Origin of the sequence: Streptomyces rubellomurinus (genome assembly GCF_000961885.1) — a bacterium.
In the GTDB taxonomy this organism is placed as follows: Bacteria; Actinomycetota; Actinomycetes; order Streptomycetales; family Streptomycetaceae; genus Kitasatospora; species Kitasatospora rubellomurina.
In genome coordinates this window covers 46,381-62,607 of record NZ_JZKH01000046.1, presented here as the reverse complement: position 1 = coordinate 62,607, position 16,227 = coordinate 46,381, and the positions used below count along the sequence as shown (strand labels likewise).

Annotated in this window: 15 protein-coding genes; all 15 read right to left on the bottom strand. The window is 73.5% G+C overall.

Annotated features, from left to right (window positions below):
• Positions 1–1,344: 1-deoxy-D-xylulose-5-phosphate synthase (gene dxs / locus VM95_RS22090; protein ID WP_045699574.1), on the bottom strand; the 1,344-nt coding region annotated here is incomplete at its 3' end.
• 99 nt (positions 1,345–1,443) lie between these two features.
• Positions 1,444–2,472 carry an adenosyl-hopene transferase HpnH gene (gene hpnH / locus VM95_RS22085; RefSeq protein ID WP_045699571.1) on the bottom strand — a complete coding sequence of 343 codons (1,029 nt, stop codon included), beginning with the start codon at positions 2,470–2,472 and terminating at the stop codon, positions 1,444–1,446.
• 2 nt (positions 2,473–2,474) lie between these two features.
• Positions 2,475–3,155: a phosphorylase family protein gene (locus VM95_RS22080; RefSeq protein WP_052706804.1), complete on the bottom strand. Its 681-nt coding sequence runs from the start codon at positions 3,153–3,155 to the stop codon at positions 2,475–2,477.
• Positions 3,152–5,233, bottom strand: coding sequence for a squalene--hopene cyclase (shc, locus tag VM95_RS22075; protein ID WP_244178885.1), 2,082 nt, complete (start codon positions 5,231–5,233; stop codon positions 3,152–3,154). Before shc ends, VM95_RS22080 begins: the two co-directional genes overlap by 4 nt.
• A gap of 7 nt (positions 5,234–5,240) precedes the next feature.
• Entirely contained in the window at positions 5,241–6,329 is a 1,089-nt protein-coding gene (locus VM95_RS22070) for a polyprenyl synthetase family protein (protein WP_045699597.1), read from the bottom strand.
• A gap of 251 nt (positions 6,330–6,580) precedes the next feature.
• On the bottom strand, positions 6,581–8,014 hold the full coding sequence (gene hpnE / locus VM95_RS22065; protein WP_045699569.1) for a hydroxysqualene dehydroxylase HpnE: 1,434 nt from the start codon (positions 8,012–8,014) through the stop codon (positions 6,581–6,583).
• A gap of 154 nt (positions 8,015–8,168) precedes the next feature.
• Positions 8,169–9,026: a presqualene diphosphate synthase HpnD gene (gene hpnD, locus VM95_RS22060; protein ID WP_107073046.1), complete on the bottom strand. Its 858-nt coding sequence runs from the start codon at positions 9,024–9,026 to the stop codon at positions 8,169–8,171.
• Positions 9,027–9,067: 41 nt separating this feature from the next.
• Positions 9,068–10,033, bottom strand: a complete 966-nt coding sequence (gene hpnC / locus VM95_RS22055; RefSeq protein WP_045699563.1) for a squalene synthase HpnC — start codon at positions 10,031–10,033, stop codon at positions 9,068–9,070.
• 271 nt (positions 10,034–10,304) lie between these two features.
• On the bottom strand, positions 10,305–11,114 hold the full coding sequence (locus tag VM95_RS22050) for an ABC transporter ATP-binding protein (protein WP_045699561.1): 810 nt from the start codon (positions 11,112–11,114) through the stop codon (positions 10,305–10,307).
• Positions 11,107–12,048 (bottom strand): ABC transporter permease, encoded by a 942-nt coding sequence (locus VM95_RS22045; RefSeq protein WP_045699559.1) that lies wholly within the window; start codon positions 12,046–12,048, stop codon positions 11,107–11,109. Before VM95_RS22045 ends, VM95_RS22050 begins: the two co-directional genes overlap by 8 nt.
• Before the next feature lie 149 nt (positions 12,049–12,197).
• The gene (locus tag VM95_RS22040) at positions 12,198–13,109 is read right to left on the bottom strand and encodes a glycosyltransferase family 2 protein (RefSeq protein ID WP_045699557.1); all 912 of its coding nucleotides are present in this window, start codon (positions 13,107–13,109) and stop codon (positions 12,198–12,200) included.
• A gap of 17 nt (positions 13,110–13,126) precedes the next feature.
• Positions 13,127–13,864, bottom strand: a complete 738-nt coding sequence (locus VM95_RS22035) for a CDP-alcohol phosphatidyltransferase family protein (RefSeq protein ID WP_167352945.1) — start codon at positions 13,862–13,864, stop codon at positions 13,127–13,129.
• Positions 13,865–13,955: 91 nt separating this feature from the next.
• Positions 13,956–15,017, bottom strand: a complete 1,062-nt coding sequence (locus tag VM95_RS22030; protein ID WP_045699555.1) for an iron-containing alcohol dehydrogenase family protein — start codon at positions 15,015–15,017, stop codon at positions 13,956–13,958.
• Positions 15,005–15,760 (bottom strand): phosphocholine cytidylyltransferase family protein, encoded by a 756-nt coding sequence (locus VM95_RS22025; protein ID WP_045699553.1) that lies wholly within the window; start codon positions 15,758–15,760, stop codon positions 15,005–15,007. The genes VM95_RS22030 and VM95_RS22025 overlap by 13 nt, the downstream gene beginning before the upstream one ends.
• Positions 15,757–16,065 carry a DUF5941 domain-containing protein gene (locus VM95_RS45530; RefSeq protein ID WP_341846026.1) on the bottom strand — a complete coding sequence of 103 codons (309 nt, stop codon included), beginning with the start codon at positions 16,063–16,065 and terminating at the stop codon, positions 15,757–15,759. Before VM95_RS45530 ends, VM95_RS22025 begins: the two co-directional genes overlap by 4 nt.
• Between the last annotated feature and the right edge of the window lie 162 nt (positions 16,066–16,227).

The window sequence follows — 16,227 nt, the reverse complement described above, 5'->3', positions numbered from 1 at the left end:
GGCGGCGAGCCGCAGGCCGGGGACGACCTGGAGGATCGACATGTCCCACATGCCGTGGTGCGAGGCGCCGTCCGGCCCGGTCACGCCGGAGCGGTCGAGCACGAAGGTGACGCCGAGCCGGTGCAGGGCGACGTCCATCAGGACCTGGTCGAAGGCCCGGTTGAGGAAGGTCGCGTAGACGGCCACGACCGGGTGCAGGCCGCCGGTGGCCAGGCCGGCCGCGCTGGTGACGGCGTGCTGCTCGGCGATGCCGACGTCGAAGGTCCGCGTCGGGAAGGCCTTGGCGAACGGCGCCAGCCCGACCGGCTGCAGCATGGCGGCGGTGATCGCCACCAGGTCCGGCCGCTCGTCGCCGAGCGCCAGCAGCTCCTCGCCGAACACGGACGTCCAGGAGACGCCGGCGCTGGGCGAGATCGGCAGGCAGGTGTACGGGTCGATCGGGTTGACGGCGTGGAAGCGGTCGGCCTCGTCCTGTTCGGCGGGCCGGTAGCCGCGTCCCTTGACGGTGAGGCAGTGCACGATGACCGGCCCGCCGAAGTTCCGGGCCTGCCGCAGCGCCTGCTCGACCGCGGCCAGGTCGTGGCCGTCGATCGGCCCGAGGTACTTGAGGCCGAGGTCCTCGAACATGCCCTGCGGGGCGAAGGCGTCCTTGAACCCCTTCTTGGCGCCGTGCAGCGCGTCGAAGATCGGCTGGCCGACCAGCGGGGTGCGCTGCAGCGCCTCCTTGCCCCAGGACAGGAAGCGCTCGTAGCCCTGGGTGGTGCGCAGGGTGGCGAGGTGGTTGGCGAGGCCGCCGATGGTCCTGGCGTAGGAGCGCTCGTTGTCGTTGACGACGATGACCAGCGGCCGGTCGCGGGCTTCGGCGATGTTGTTGAGCGCCTCCCAGGCGAGCCCGCCGGTGAGCGCGCCGTCGCCGATGACGGCGACGGTGTGCCGGTCGTGCTGGCCGAGCAGCTGGGCGGCCTTGGCGAGGCCGTCCGCGTAGGACAGGGCGGTGGAGGCGTGCGAGTTCTCCACCACGTCGTGCTCGGACTCGGCCCGCGAGGGGTAGCCGGACAGGCCGCCCTTCATCCGCAGCTTGGTGAAGTCCTGCCGCCCGGTGAGCAGTTTGTGGACGTAGCTCTGGTGGCCGGTGTCGAAGACGATCCGGTCGTAGGGGGAGTCGAAGACCCGGTGCAGGGCGATGGTCAGCTCCACCACGCCGAGGTTGGGGCCGAGGTGGCCGCCGGTGCGGGTGACCGCGTCGATCAGGAAGTCGCGGATCTCGTCGGCGAGCAGCGGGAGTTCGGCCGCGGGGAGCTTGCGCAGCTCGGCCGGGGACGTGACGCGGGACAGAAGTGACATGGGTACACCTCACGACGGTCGGCGGTGCGGTGGTGCCTGTGCCCGGTGGGGCGGGTCCGGCCCGGGCGCGCGGCCCGGGCCGGGCGACGGCTCGCGGGCTCAGCGCCCGCGGCCCGCGCTCACGGTCTCGGTGATGGCGCGCAGCGACTGCTGGAGCGAGCCCATGGTGGCGAGGACGGCGGTCGGCTCGTAGCCGCAGTGGGCCATGCAGTTCTCGCAGCGCGGGTCCTTGCCGCGGCCGTACTTGCTCCAGTCGGTCTTCTCGACCAGCTCCCGGTAGGTGGGCACGTAGCCGTCGGCCATCAGGTAGCAGGGCCGCTGCCAGCCGAACAGCGAGTAGTTGGGGATGCCCCAGGGGGTGCACTCGAAGTCGGCCTTGCCCTCCAGGAAGTCCAGGAACAGCGGGCTGTGGTTGAGGCGCCAGCGCTTGCGGTTGCCGCCGGCGAAGGCTTTGCGGAACAGCTCGCGGGTCTGCTCGACGCCGAGGAAGTGCTCCTGGTCGGGGGCCTTCTCGTAGGCGTAGGCCGGGGAGATCATCATCTCGTCGACCTTCAGCTCGTCGTTGAGGTAGTCCAGCACCTCGATGACGGTCTGCGGGGTGTCGGTGTTGAAGAAGGTGCTGTTGGTGGTGACCCGGAAGCCCCGCCGCTTGGCCTCCTTGATCGCGGCGACCGCCTCGTCGAAGGTGCCTTCCTTGGCCACCGACTGGTCGTGCCGCTCGCGCAGGCCGTCGATGTGCACGGCGAAGGTGAAGTACGGCGAGGGCCGGAACTTGTCGATCTTCTTGCGCAGCAGCAGCGCGTTGGTGCACAGGAACACGTACTTGCGGCGCTCGACGAGCTGGCGGACGATCGCGTCGATCTGCGGGTGCATCAGCGGCTCGCCGCCGGCGATCGAGACCATCGGGGCACCCGATTCCAGCACGGCGCCCACCGCCTGGGCCACCGGCATCCGCTGCTTCAGCACACCGGCCGGGTGCTGGATCTTGCCGCAGCCCTCGCAGGCGAGGTTGCAGGCGAACAGCGGCTCCAGCTCGACGATCAGCGGGAACTTGTCCCGCCGCTTGAGCAGCTTCTGCTGCATGAGGTAGGTGCCGACCCGCACGGTCTGGCGCAACGGCATGGCCATGGCTAGCTCGCCTCCTGGGGGAGCGTCGAGGATGTGGGGTGGTTCAGGTCCGCGGGGCGCGGTGCGCACTGCTGCCGGTACCAGTCGGCGAGCGCGGGCACCGTGGCCCGCAGCGTCCGCCAGGCCCGCACCCCGGCCGGGAGGGTGCCGGGCCGCAGCAGTTCGCGTTCGGGGGTGTCGACCACCACCCGCAGGACGGCCGCCGGCAGCGCCGGGCGCACTTCGCGCAGCGCGGCCAGCACGCCGGCGGCCTCCATGTCGACGGCGAGCGCGCCCTGCAGGTGCAGGGCGCGCCGCTCCAGGCCGCGCACCACGTGGTCGGCGGTGTGGTGCACCCCGGTGTGCACGGTCAGCCCGTACCCCTTGAGCGCCCGGGTCAGGTCGCTGCCGGAGTCGACGGGGTACAGGTGGCCCTCGGCGTCGCGCACGCCGTCCGCGGCCACGACGTCCCCCGGCCGCACGCCCGGGCCGACCGCGGCGCCGAAGCCGGCCACCGCGACCGCGCCGTACCCGCCCGGGACGGAGCCGAGCAGCCGGCGCACGGTCACCGCGGCGCGGCGCCGGCCGACGCCGGTGCGCACCAGCACCGGCGGCCCGCCGGCCGAGTCGCGCCAGTCGCCGCCGCGCAGGGCCCAGACCTCGGGGCCCAGGGCGCAGAGCACCAGCAGGGGGGCGGTGGTCACCGCGCCGTCCCGTTCGCCGGGGCGGCGGGCCGGTCGAGCCCGCCCGGGCCGCCGTTCAGGTAGCGGCCGAGCGCGGTGACCGGGAAGACCAGCCGGTACAGGTGGTAGTTGATGGAGAAGTCCCAGGGGAAGCCGGTGCCGGTGAACTGCGGTTCGTCCCAGGTGCCTTCGGGCAGCTGGGTGCGCACCAGCCAGGCCACGCCGCGCTCGACCGCCGGGTTGGCCCGGCCGGCCGGGCCCTCGCCGGCCGCGAGCAGCGCCATCAGCGCCCAGGCGGTCTGCGAGGCGGTGGAGTCACCGCGCCCGGCCCAGCGCGCCGGGTCCTCGTAGGAGCGCATGTCCTCGCCCCAGCCGCCGTCCGGGTTCTGCCGGTCCTCCAGCCAGCGCACCGCCCGGCGCACGGCCGGGTGCTCGTCCGGGACGCCGGCCGCGGCCAGCGCGGGCAGCACGGAGCCGGTGCCGTAGATGTAGTTGGTGCCCCAGCGGCCGAACCAGGAGCCGTCCTCCTCCTGGTTGCGCAGCAGCCACTCGATGCCGCGCCGGGTGCGCGGGTCGTGGGCCCGGCCGGTCTCCGCGAGCATCTCGACGACGTGCGCGGTGACGTCGGCGGACGGCGGGTCGACGACCTCGCCGAAGTCGCAGAACGGCAGCCGGTTCGGCAGCTTGCTGGTGTTGTCGACGTCGAAGGCGCCCCAGGCGCCGTTCTTGGACTGCATGCCGAGGTTCCAGCGCACGCCCCGGTCGACGGCCGCCTCGATCCTGGCCGGGTCGGGGTGGCCGACCCGGCGCAGCGCGAGCACCACCTCGGCGGTGTCGTCGATGTCGGGGTAGGTGTCGTTCTCGAACTCGAAGGCCCAGCCGCCGGCCGCGAGGGCGGGCCGCTGGACGGCCCAGTCGCCGCGGGTGGTGATCTCCTCGTCGAGCATCCAGTCGGCGGCGGCGACCAGCGCCGGGTGGTCGGCCGGCAGTCCGGCGTCGACCAGCGCGATCGCGGCCAGGCAGGTGTCCCACACCGGGGACTGGCAGGCCTCCATCCAGCGCCGGCCGTCCTCGGTGTGCACGGTGAACCGGTCGAAGGAGGCGAGCCCGGCCCGCATCACCGGGTGCTCCAGCTCGTAGCCCTCCAGGTGCAGGGCGATCAGCGAGTAGACGGCGGGCGGCTGGATGCCGCCCCAGCAGCCGTCCGCCTCCTGGCGCTCGACGATCCAGCGGCAGGCCTGCGAGACGGCGAGCCGGCGCAGCGGGCGGAAGGCGTGCCGGTGGTAGGCGTGCAGCACCTTGTCCAGGCGTTCGAAGACGCCGTCCCAGCTGTTGGCGGGGGCGAGCGGCCGGTCGGGGTACGGGTCGGCCGGGTCGGTGTGCAGCTCGGTGAGCGGGAAGGGCGCGGGCCGGACGGGCCGGTGGGCCGAGACGACGGTCAGCGGGACGATGGTCTGGCGGGCCCAGCAGCCGAAGGCGTAGATGTTCAGCGGCAGCCACTTGGGCAGGAAGATGATCTCGGGCGGCATCTCGGGCAGTCGGGCCCAGGGCCACCAGCCGAACAGGGCGAGCCAGATCCGGGTGAACACCCGGGCGGCGGCGATGCCCCCGCGGGAGCGGACGTAGTGCGCGGCGGCCAGCATGTGCGGGGCGTTCGGGTCGTCCCCGGCGAGTTTGAGGGCGACGTAGGCCTCGACGGTGGTGGACAGTTCCGGCGGGCCGCCGTGGAAGGTGGCCCAGGTGCCGTCCTCCCGCTGCTGGGAGCGGATCCACTCGGCGGAGGCCTTGGTCTGCTCCTCGGTCCGGATCCCGAGGAACTGCCGGAGCAGTAAGTCCTCGGCGTCCATCGTGACGTTGGTCTCCAGGTCCCCCTTCCACCAGCCCTCGGAGGACTGCAGGGAGAGCAGGTGGGCGGTGGCGCGGGCCAGGGCCTCCGGTGCGTCGGCCGGCCCGGGGTCCGCCTCGCCCGCCGGCCGCGGCCGGTCGGCGTCCTCGGGCTGCCACCGCCCGGTGCCCAGCAGGGCCGCCGGCCGGTCGCCCACCGCGACCGGCTCGGAATCGTACTCAGGGTCGAGCCGGCCGTCCGCGGTTGCTGTCAACGTAACGTCACCTCTCTCGTACCACCACGAATTCGGCGAGTGCGACGAAGTGCTCGCGCACCTCGTCCGTCATGGGCACCTCGTCCAGGGCGGCGAGGGCAGTCGTGTGCTGGCGGCGGGCCTCCTCCTGGGTCCAGGCCCGGCCGCCGGCCTGCTCGATCAGCGCGGCCCGGGCGGCGAGCTCGGCCTCGCTCTCCTCGCCGCGGCCCTTCGGGTCGGCCAGCTCCCCGGCGAGCCGGCGGGAGGCCGCCCCGCCCTCGGCCAGTGCGGCGGCGACCGGCAGGGACTTCTTGCGCTGGCGCAGGTCGCCCCAGTGCGGCTTGCCGGTGACCTCGGTGGCGCCCCAGATCCCGAGCAGGTCGTCCACCGCCTGGAAGGCCAGGCCGAGGTGGTGGCCGTAGCGCTGGAGCGCGCCGGAGACCTCGTCGTCGGCCCCGGCCAGGACGGCACCGATCGCGGAGGCGGCGGCCAGCAGCGCGGCGGTCTTGCCGCCCTCCATCTCCAGGCACTCCGCGACGGTGACGCTGTCGCGCTGCTCGAAGGAGACGTCCATGGCCTGGCCGTCGATCAGCGCGCGGGTCGCCGTGGTGAGCAGCCGGACGGCCCGCGCGGCGTCGGTGGGGCTCGCGCCGCCGGTCACCGCGGCGTCGAGCAGCACCTCCGTGCCGAGCGTCGCCAGTGCGTCGCCGACCAGGATCGCCTGGGCCGGACCGAAGACCGTCCAGGCGGTGGCCCGGTGCCGGCGGGTCTCGTCACCGTCCATCAGATCATCATGGAGCAGGGAAAAGTTGTGCACCAGTTCAACCGCGACGCCGCCCGGCACCCCCACCTCGGCGTCCGCGCCGGCCGCCCGGGCGGACAGCAGCGCCAGCGCCGGGCGCACGGCCTTGCCGCCGTCCCCCTCCACCGGGGTGCCGTCGCGGTCGATCCAGCCGAAGTGGTAGGCCGCGACGGTGTCCATCGGTGCGGCCAGACGGGCGACGGCCGCCCGCAGCGGCGGGTTGCACAGCGTGCGGCTGCGGGCGAGCAGCTCCGGCACCGAGACCGGTTCGGCCTGTGCCGTTCCCGATGCGGTGAAGCTGGTGCGTGACTCCACGTGCGTTCCCTCTCCCTCGTCATGCCGACCCCCCCGGGGCGGCTGGAATCCAGCGCTGTCGGTACGGCTGGTGTCGGTGCGGATGCGGTCGGTCCGGATGCGGTCGGTCCGGATCCCGCCGCTACGGACGGTGTCGGTACTGCTGCCGGTGTCGGCGAGGCCGGCGCCGGCCCGGCCGGTCGGGCCGGTGCCCGCCGAGCCGGCCGGGGCGTGCCCGCGGGATCTGACGGGGTCCCCGGCGGCGGGGCCCGTCACCGGGGCCACCTCCCGTCGCCGCGGTCCACCGGCGGCCGGGCGCCGCCCGCCGCCAGGGCCGCGTCGGCGGCGGCGTGGCCGCTGCGCACCGCGCCCTCCATGGTCGCGGGCCAGCCGGTGGCCGTCCACGCGCCGGCCAGCAGCAGGCCGGGGACGGCGGTGCGGGCGCCCGGGCGCAGCGCCGCGCTGCCCGGGGCCGGGTCGAAGGTGGCGGTGCGCTCGCGGGTGACGAAGAAGTCCAGCACCTCGGCCCCGGCCGCCGCGGGGAGCAGCCTGGCCAGTTCGGGCAGGTAGCGGCGGCGCAGCTCGGCCACCGGAAGGTCGATCTCGTCCTGGACGGCGGACTGCGACAGTGCCAGGTACTGGGCGCCGGGGTGGGCCCGGCCCAGTTCCGTCCCGGCCAGGCCGGAGTGCGCGGTGCGGTCGAAGACCCACTGGACGGGCGAGCCGAGCGCGGCGAAGAACGGCCGGCGGATCACCCGGCGGTCGTAGACCACGTGCACGTTGAGGATCGGCGCGGTGCCGAAGCCGGCCAGCCGCTCCTGCCCGGGGACGGCGTCCGGCGGCAGCAGGGCGGCCGCGGTGTCCTGGGCGCCGGCCAGCACCACGGTGTCGGCCGAGAGCAGGTCGCCGTCCTCCAGGCGCACGGCGTGCTGGGGCGCGCCGGGCTTGAGCTCCGCGACCCGGGCGCGCAGCCGTACCGTCACGCCGGCGCGTTCGAGCTCGGCGAGCGCCCGGTCGTGGTGGATGGCGCCGAGCGGGACGGCGGCGATGCCGATGTCGGAGGCGCCGAGGTCGGAGAGCAGGCCGGTCTTGAACACCATCGCGGCGAGCGCCAGCGACACCTGGTCGGCCCGGGCGTTCAGGGTGGCCACGCCGACCAGGTCCCACAGGGCGGCGGTGGTCGCCGCGTTCTGCCCGTTGCGGCGCAGCCACTCGCCGAAGGAGAGCTCGTCCAGTGCCGGGTCGGCGAGGTCCAGGCCCCACAGGGCGAGCGCGCCTCGCACCACCCGGGCCCGGTCGGCCGGGGCGAGGTGCGGGTAGCCGGCGAGGCTGGCGGCCAGGTGCAGCGGGACGGGCAGGGCGGCCCGGCGCAGCCGGCCGAGGGTGCGCACCGGCGCGTCGGCGGGCCCGGTGACGGACAGCACGGGGACGTCGAGGCGGTCCTGCAGATGGGTGAGGCGGGCGGCGCCGAGCCGCTCCAGCAGGCCGCGGTAGGCGGTGCAGCAGCGCAGGTAGACGTGCTGGCCGTTGTCGACGGTCAGCTCGCCGCGCTGGAAGGAGAAGGCCAGGCCGCCGAGCCGGGGCCGGCCCTCCAGGAGGGTGACCCGCTGCCCGGCCTCGGCCAGCCGCAGCGCGGCGGTGATCCCGGCCAGGCCGCCGCCGACCACGACGACGGCCGGGCGCGCGGCATCGGCTCGCCCGGTCATCGGCGCTCCCCCTCGAAGTCGGCGGACCGCCCGGCGGCGGTCGCGGTGGTCGGCACGCGCCGCATCGGCACGCGTCCCGTCGGCGCTGTGGTGAACAACGGTCCACCCGGATGTGATTCCCCGCTGACACAGCGTGACAGAACTCCGGTGAGAATCAAGAACGCCCCCCGGCGAGCCCGGAAAGCGCCACGTACGCCTTCTCCCAGCCCGGCAGCGAGACCCGGCCGCGCAGCACCGACTCGGGGTCGGCGGCGATCCGGCCGAGCAGCCGGTGGTAGATCCCGGCCATCGCGGCGGTGCAGGCGCGGCTGCGGCGGTCGAGCATCGGCAGCAGCCGCAGGCCCTCCTCGAAGGCGGCCTGGGCGCGGGCGGCCTCGAAGCCGACCAGGCCGGCGAAGTCGGCGCCGGCCGGCGGGCGGGGCGTCGCGAAGCCCTGCTCGCAGCCGAACCGGGCGAGGTCCTCGGCGGGCAGGTAGGTGCGGCCGTTCAGGGCGTCCTCGCGCAGGTCGCGCAGGATGTTGGTGAGCTGCAGCGCCAGGCCCAGGGTGTCGGCGTAGTGCGCCCCGCGCTCGGGGTCGTCGCAGCCGTAGACGCCGAGCGAGAGCCGGCCGATGGCACCGGCCACGCAGCGGCAGTAGACCTTCAGCTCCTCGTAGGTCTGGTACTCGGCGCCCTTGAGGTCCATCTCGACGCCGTCGATCAGCTCGTCGAAGCCGCCGAGCGGGATCGGGAAGCGCCGGGCGGCGTCGGCCAGGGCGACCTTGATCGGGTCGGTGTCGTCCTCGTCGACCACCCCGGCGCGGACCTCGCCGACCAGCTCCCGGGTGCGCAGCAGCGCCTCGGCCTTGCGGTCGGCCGGGAGGTCGCCGTCGCCGATGTCGTCCACCCGGCGGGCCAGCGCGTACAGGGCGGACATGGCCAGCCGTTTGGGCTCCGGCAGCAGGCGGATGCCGTAGCTGAAGTTGCGCGCCTGCAGCCCGGTCACCGCCTCGCAGTACCGGTATGCCGCCATGACCTGGGCCGACGCCAGTGGTGATGCCGCCACTCGGGCGTTCACCTTCCCTTCGCGAAGATGGCCGCCGCCTTCGCTGCGAGGCGGCGCTTGTCCGGCTTCGCCTGCCGGGCGAGCACGTCGTACCCGGCGTCCTCGACGGCCGCCAGGGCCGCGTAGCCGCCTGCGGTGAATCCCGCCAGGAGCAGTCGAAGCCTCCCCCGAACCGTACCTACCAATGGTGCGCCCCGGTCGAGCAGGGTGCGGGCCCGTTCGGTCTCGAAGGCGATCAGTTCCCGCACCGCCCCGTTCGCGGCGGGCGCGGCGAGGTCGGCCTCGGTGACGCCGAAGCGCTCCAGGTCCTCGGTGGGCAGGTAGATCCGGCCGCGGGCCAGGTCCTCGGCCACGTCCTGGAGGTGTTCGACCAGCTGGAGGGCGGTGCAGACGGCGTCGGACAGGGCGATCCGCTCGGGGGTGGAGACGCCCGCGATGGCCAGCACCAGGCGGCCGACCGGGTCGGCGGAGAGCGTGCAGTAGTCGGCCAGGTCCTGGTAGGCCGGGTAGCGGGCGGTGGTCTGGTCCACCCGGTTGGCCTCGATCAGACGGCGGAACGGCTCGGGGGTCAGCGCGTGCCGGGAGACCAGCGGGACGAGCGCGCCCAGCAGCGGGTGGCGGGGCGCTTCGGCGCCGTCCGTGCGCAGGGCGGTCTCGAACACCCGGTCGAGGTCGCGCTCCAGCCCGTCCAGCAGGGCGAGCCGGAAGGCGGTCTCGGCGGGAGCGGGCGGGCCGGGCTGGGCCGAAGGGGTGACGGGGGGCGCTGCCTCGACCCCGAGCAGGGCGGCGGTGGCGGCCGGGTCGGCGAGGTCGCCGTCGCCCGCGTCGTCCACCAGCCGGGCGAAGCCGTAGACGGCCATCAGGTCGGCGCGCCAGGCGGCGGGCAGGAAGAACGGGGCGACCGGGAAGTTCTCGGCACCCGCCTTCTCCAGGGTCTGGCCCGTGGAGGGGTTCGCCGAGGGGTCTCTGGGCATGGCCGAAGCCGACACTGCTGTCACTCCCCCGTTCTACACCGCTCGCCGACACCGGCCTCACTCGGACACGCGTCCGAACGCGGGCGTCACCTCCGGCACACCACCCCCGCGCCTACCAGCCTCGCACCACCGGGCGCGCCGGAGAAGAGCGCCCCGCCCGCGCGCGGGGGCGCTCACCCCGCCGGCGGCGGGCCACCCGGGGCACGTACGGGCGCACACGGAAGGGCCGGCCCCGGAGGATTCCGGTGCCGGCCCCTGGCGTGACCTGCGGTTACGGGCGCTCGCCGCGCTCGTAGCGGCCGACGACCTCCTCGGTCGGGCCGTCCATGACCAGCTCGCCGGCCTCGATCCAGATGGTCCGCTCGCAGACCTCGCGGATCGAGTTGTTGTCGTGGCTGACCAGGAAGACGGTGCCGGCCTCGCCGCGCAGCTCCTCGATCCGCTTCTTGCTGCGCTGCTGGAAGGCCTGGTCGCCGGTGGCCAGCGCCTCGTCGATCAGCAGCACGTCGTGGGTCTTGGCGGCGGCGATGGAGAAGCGCAGCCGGGCGCCCATGCCGGAGGAGTAGGTGCGCATCGGCAGGGAGATGAAGTCGCCCTTGTCGTTGATGCCGGAGAATTCGACGATCTCCTGGTAGCGCGCCCGCACCTGGGCCGGGGACATGCCCATCGCCAGGCAGCCCAGGACGACGTTGCGCTCGCCGCTGAGCTCGTTCATCAGGGCCGCGTTGACGCCCAGCAGCGAGGGCTGGCCGTTGGTGTAGATGCCGCCCTTCTCGGTCGGCAGCAGGCCCGCGATGGCGGCCAGCATGGTCGACTTGCCGGAGCCGTTGGAGCCGATCAGGCCGATCGCCTCGCCCTTGTAGGCGGTGAAGCTGATGCCCTTGACGGCGTGCACCTCGCGCACGCCGGAGGCGCGCTTGCGGCTGATGATGCGGCTCAGCGCCGAGGTGGCGCTGCCCTTGCCGGAGCCGGCGCCGTGCACCCGGTAGACGATGTGCACGTCGTCGACGACGACGGTGGGCTCGCGGGCCACCACCGTGTCCGTCACGGCGTCCTGCTTGCTCAGGTCGGTGTCAGCCACGGCCGTACTCCTCCTCGGCCTTCCAGAAGAAGACGTATCCGATGACGAAGATCCCGACCGCCCAGGCGATGCCGTACGTCCACTGGTGCGGCGGCAGGCTCTGGTGCACGGGCAGGTGCTTGTTGTAGATGATCGGCGCGAAGGCGTGCCGCAGCAGGTTCATGTAGACCGAGGCCGGGTTGATCTCGCAGATCACCTGGACGTACTTCGGCCACCTGTGGACCTGGTCCTGGATGCTGAACATCACGCCGGACAGGAACATCCAGGCCCGCATCACGAACGGGATCAGCTGGGAGATGTCACTGGTCTTGGCGCCGATCCGGGCCATGATCAGCGAGATGCCGGTGTTGAACAGCGTCTGCAGGAGCAGCGCCGGGACGATCAGCAGCCAGGTCCTGCCCGGGGCGATGCCGGCGGCCAGCACGGTGACGACCAGCACGACCGTCGAGATCAGCAGCTGCTGGAGCTGGATCACGGTGAAGGCGATCGGCAGGCTGGCGCGCGGGAAGTGCAGCGCGCGGATCAGGCCGAGGTTGTCGGAGATCGCCCGGGTGCCGGACTGCACGGCGTTCTGGGTGAACTGGAAGATGAAGACGCCGACGCAGAGCCAGGCGATGTAGGTGTTCGGCGGGAAGCCGTTCTTGTTCTGCAGGATGATGCCGAAGACCAGGTAGAACACGCCGCAGTTGAGCAGCGGGGTCACGACCTGCCACAGCTGACCGAGCTTGGCGTCGGTGTACTGGGCCACCAGGCGGGCGGTGGCGAAGGCCCAGATGAAGTGGCGCCGGGCCCAGAGCTGCTTGGTGTAGGCGAACAGGCCGGGCCGGGCACCGCTCACCGCCAGGCCGTACTTGGCCGCGAGCTGCTGGGGGGTCAGGCCCGCGTCCGCCCCCCGGGGGGCTGAGAGGCTGACGGGTTCACTCACTGTCGACACATTCGTCCTTCACGCGGGATCGGTCGGGGCGGGCCGGTCGGCGGGGGTCCGCCGGCCGTGCGCCGAGGGAGATCCACTGGGATCACGGGGGGAGTCCGGCCGACGGGTGACCGCCGGCCGTGGCGAACGATCATTCGATCACGGGAGGATCAGATGATCGGAGGACGTCCCAGCCTGGTCAGTCGCCAAACGGTACGCCATCGCATCGGGCGACGCGGACCGCAGGGTTCGCGCCAGCCCGCCCGGAATCCGCCCCACCAGGCCTTCAGCGCCTCCGGGGAGGGGCGGCGGGCCAGGGTCAGCAGAAACCAGGTTCCCAGATAGAGAGGCACCAACAGGGCCGGAAGGTTCCGTCGCGCGAGCCACACCCTGTTGCGGGCCACGTTGTGGAAGTACGTGGCGTGCCGCGCGGGCGAGGTCGTCGGGTGGTGCAGGACGACGTCGGCCCGGTAGTCGATGGCCCAGCCGGCGTCCAGCGCGCGCCAGGCGAGGTCGGTCTCCTCGTGCGCGTAGAAGAACTCGGCGGGCAGCTGCCCGGCCCGCTCGAACACCGCGCAGCGCACCGCGCTCGCGCCGCCCAGGAAGGTGGTCACCCGGGAGGAGCGCAGCGGGTCGCTGGCGCGCAGCCGGGGGACGTGCCGGCGCTGGGTGACGCCGGTGTCCGGGTCGGCGATCCGGAACGAGACGATGCCCAGCTCCGGGTCGCCGGTGAAGGCCTCGCGCAGCAGGCGGGCGGAGTCGGTGCGCGGCAGGTGGCCGTCGTCGTCCAGGAACAGGACGGCGTCGACGTCCTTCCCGTCCTGGCCGAACAGCTCGATGCCGACGTTGCGCCCGCCCGGGATGCCGAGGTTCTCCGGCAGCTCGACGGTGCGCACGCCCTCGGGCAGCGGGGGCAGCGGGGCGCCGTTGGCGACCACGGCCAGCTCGACGGCCGGGCCCTCCTGGGCGCGGACGGACTCGATCAGGGCGTTCAGCTCGGCGGGCCGGTTGCCCATGGTGATGATCACCGCGCCGAGGCGGAAGTCCTCGGCGGCCGTGGTGGTGGTGCGCCCGTCGTTCATTGACTCGCTCCGCTCGTTCATCGCAGCCTGCTGGAGAGGACGATGCTCAGCAGGTGCAGGACGGTCTGCAGCATGGCGATCGCCGCCAGCACGACGACCGCGACGCGGGTGAAGGACAGGCCGCCGTGCGCGGCGTCGGCGATCCCGGCCGCGAGGATGAACAGCGAGGCCTCGACCGCGCCGACCAGGCGGTGGAACTTCAGCAGGGACGCCGCCCGGCGGGCCCTGGCCACGGTGGCCGAGCGCGGCACCGAGGCGCTGTCCTCGACGGCCGTCATGCCGCTGCGGGCGCGGGCCACGTCCACCAGGTCGGTCTCGGACTTGATCAGGATCGCGCCGAGCGCGGCCAGCGTGCCGAGGAAGGCCCACTCCCAGTGCGCGCCGGCGCCCTCGCGGTGCAGCAGGTCGGTGGCGCGCAGGCCGAGGCCGGTCAGCAGTGCCGCCTCGGACACGTAGTGGCCGACCCGGTCCAGGTAGACGCCGGTGAGCGAGGTCTGCCGGCGCCAGCGGGCGACCTCGCCGTCCACGCAGTCCAGCAGCAGGTAGACCTGGATCAGCACGGCGCCCAGGACGGCCCCGGCGAGGCCCGGCAGCACCAGCGCGGCGCCGGCCAGGACGCCGGTGAGCATCATCAGGTAGGTCAGGCCGTTGGGCGTGATCGCCGTCATGGTGGAGAGCACGCGGGTGATCCGCAGCGAGATCCTCCGCATGTAGAGGCGCCCGGCCCAGTGCTCGGCGCTGCGGCGCTGGAGCATGCCCTCCGGGTGGATCACCGCGCGCAGCTCCTCGATCGAGGGGCGGCGGGTCAGGTCGACCGGGGGCGGTGCGACGCCCGCGGCGGCGGGGTCAGCTGTTGACGGCTTGGACATAGTCGGCGTACGCGTCCCTGATCGCGGAAGGGGAGAGGTCGAGGTGTTCGAGGATGGTGAAGCGCCCCGGCCGGGTGTTCGGAGCGTAGTGCACCGCTTCGGTGAACTCCGCATCCGTGAAGCCGATTTGAGCTGCGGTCACCGGAAGTCCGTGGCGCGCCAGGCGTTCCACGATCAGTCCGGACAGCTCGCGCTCGCCCCGCAGGAAGCTGGCGAAAGCGGCGCCGAGGCCCACCTGTTCGCCGTGCTGGGCGGAGCGCTTGGGGTGAAGCACGTCCAGGGCATGCGAGATCTCGTGGCAGGCGCCCGAGGAGGGCCGGGTGCTGCCCGCGATGTTCATCGCGATGCCGGACAGTACCAGGGCCTCGGCCAGCGCCGTCAGCAGGTCCTGATCCTGAATGTTCCCTGGGTGCCGCAGCAGGTTCTCCCCCGCCGAACGGGCCATCGCGACGGCCAGTCCGTCCACCGGCTCGCCGGTGACGGCGTGCGACAACTCCCAGTCCGCGCAGGCGGAGATGTTGGAGACGACGTCCCCGATGCCGGCCGCGACGAAGCGCTGCGGGGCCTGCCGGATGACGTCCAGGTCGACCACGATGCCGATCGGGCTGGGCACCCCGTAGGAGCCGCGGCCGGAGTCGTTGTCGAGGGTGGAGACCGGCGAGCAGATGCCGTCGTGGGCCAGGTTGGTGGCGACGGCGACCACCGGCAGGCCGACCCGGGCCGCGGCGTACTTGGCGGCGTCGATGATCTTGCCGCCGCCGAGGCCGACGACCGCGTCGTAGTGCTTGCCGCGCATCTCCTCGGCGAAGCGCACCGCGCTGTCGAGGCTGCCGTCGTCCACGTTGTACCAGTCGGCGCCGGGCAGGGCGGGCTCCAGGCGCTCGCGCATCACGGCGCCGGAGCCGTTGCTGATCGCCACCGCGATCCGGCCCGAGGCCGACAGCCGCTGGTCGGCGAGGATGCCGCCGAGCGCGTCCAGCGCGCCCGGGCGGACCTCGACGAACAGCGGCGACGGGACCAGTCGGGTCAGTACCGGCACGCGATCTCCCGCGCCTTCGCCAGGTCGTCGTGGTTGTCGACCTCGACCCAGGAGACCTCGCCGATCGGCTGGACGTCGATCCGCAGGCCGCGGTCGACCATCTCCTGGTAGCCGTCCTCGTAGTACAGCTGCGGGTCGCGCTCGTAGGTGGCGCGCAGCGCGTCGGTCAGGTCGGCGGCGGCGGCCGGGTTGATCACGGTGACGCCGATGTACTCGCCGGTCGCCTCGCCCGGTTCCATCAGCTTGGTGATGCGGCGCATGCCGGCGGCCGGGTCGACGACGACCTTCATCTCCTCGTCGGCGAGCTTCTTCACCGTGTCGAGGGCGAGCAGGATGCCGGGGGCGGCGCCGGCCTCGGCCAGGCGCCGGTTGCCCTCCAGCATGGTGCGCTGGACGGAGGCCGGGTGGACGGTGTCGCCGTTGGCCAGCAGCAGGCCCTCGGTGAACAGCTCGCGGGCGCACCACAGCGAGTAGGCGTTGTTCCACTCCTCGGCCTTGTCGTTCTCGACCAGGTGGAGCTTGACGCCGTACTTGCTCTCCAGGGCGTCCTTGCGGTCGTACACCGCTTCCTTGCGGTAGCCGACGACGATCGCGGCCTCGCGCAGTCCGACCTCGGCGAAGTTGCCGAGGGTGAGGTCCAGGACGGTCCGCTCCCCGTCGACCGGCACCAGCGCCTTGGGCAGGGTGTCGGTGTACGGGCGCAGCCGGCGGCCGGCGCCGGCTGCCAGAACGAGGCCGATCATGCGGGGTCTCCTGATCCGTCGTGCTGTGCACAGGGGGGGTGTGCCGGGGGGCACCGGAGCCGCCGGGACGAACCGGGCGGCGGCGCGCCGGGAGCGGCGCGGATCCGGGCACCGTGCTCTAAGTGATGGTAGGCGACCGGGGCGACCAGCCCGAACGCGGCCGGTGGCTGCGCGGTGACGGGCGGGCGACGGATCGCACGCCCGAACGCGGTTCGAACGCCGATCGCACGGGTATACGAGTCCGGTCCCTCTTTCGAGGGACCCCCGGTGCCCCGCCCGGCCAGGACCGGACCCCCGAGGGTCATGATCCATCGGATTGTGCGTGTGGCCGGTGCCGACCGCCACCCGTACGGCAGACTGACCCCGGCGTCGGCGCCGGTGCGCCCGCCGTCCGGCGCGTCTGCCGCACCCCTCGCGGTCCACCGGGCGCACCCCCATGCCCGTGCTCCCCCCTGGTCCCCCTCCCG

What these genes read in the sequence shown, in the direction of transcription:
- hpnH (WP_045699571.1), bottom strand. Translation starts at nt 2,472, where the DNA reads ATGGCCATGCCGTTGCGCCAGACCGTGCGGGTCGGCACCTACCTCATG.
- hpnE (WP_045699569.1), bottom strand. Translation starts at nt 8,014, where the DNA reads ATGACCGGGCGAGCCGATGCCGCGCGCCCGGCCGTCGTCGTGGTCGGC.
- hpnD (WP_107073046.1), bottom strand. Translation starts at nt 9,026, where the DNA reads ATGGCGGCATACCGGTACTGCGAGGCGGTGACCGGGCTGCAGGCGCGC.
- hpnC (WP_045699563.1), bottom strand. Translation starts at nt 10,033, where the DNA reads ATGCCCAGAGACCCCTCGGCGAACCCCTCCACGGGCCAGACCCTGGAG.
- VM95_RS22040 (WP_045699557.1), bottom strand. Translation starts at nt 13,109, where the DNA reads ATGAACGACGGGCGCACCACCACCACGGCCGCCGAGGACTTCCGCCTC.
- VM95_RS22035 (WP_167352945.1), bottom strand. Translation starts at nt 13,864, where the DNA reads ATGCTCCAGCGCCGCAGCGCCGAGCACTGGGCCGGGCGCCTCTACATG.
- VM95_RS22025 (WP_045699553.1), bottom strand. Translation starts at nt 15,760, where the DNA reads ATGATCGGCCTCGTTCTGGCAGCCGGCGCCGGCCGCCGGCTGCGCCCG.
- VM95_RS45530 (WP_341846026.1), bottom strand. Translation starts at nt 16,065, where the DNA reads ATGACCCTCGGGGGTCCGGTCCTGGCCGGGCGGGGCACCGGGGGTCCC.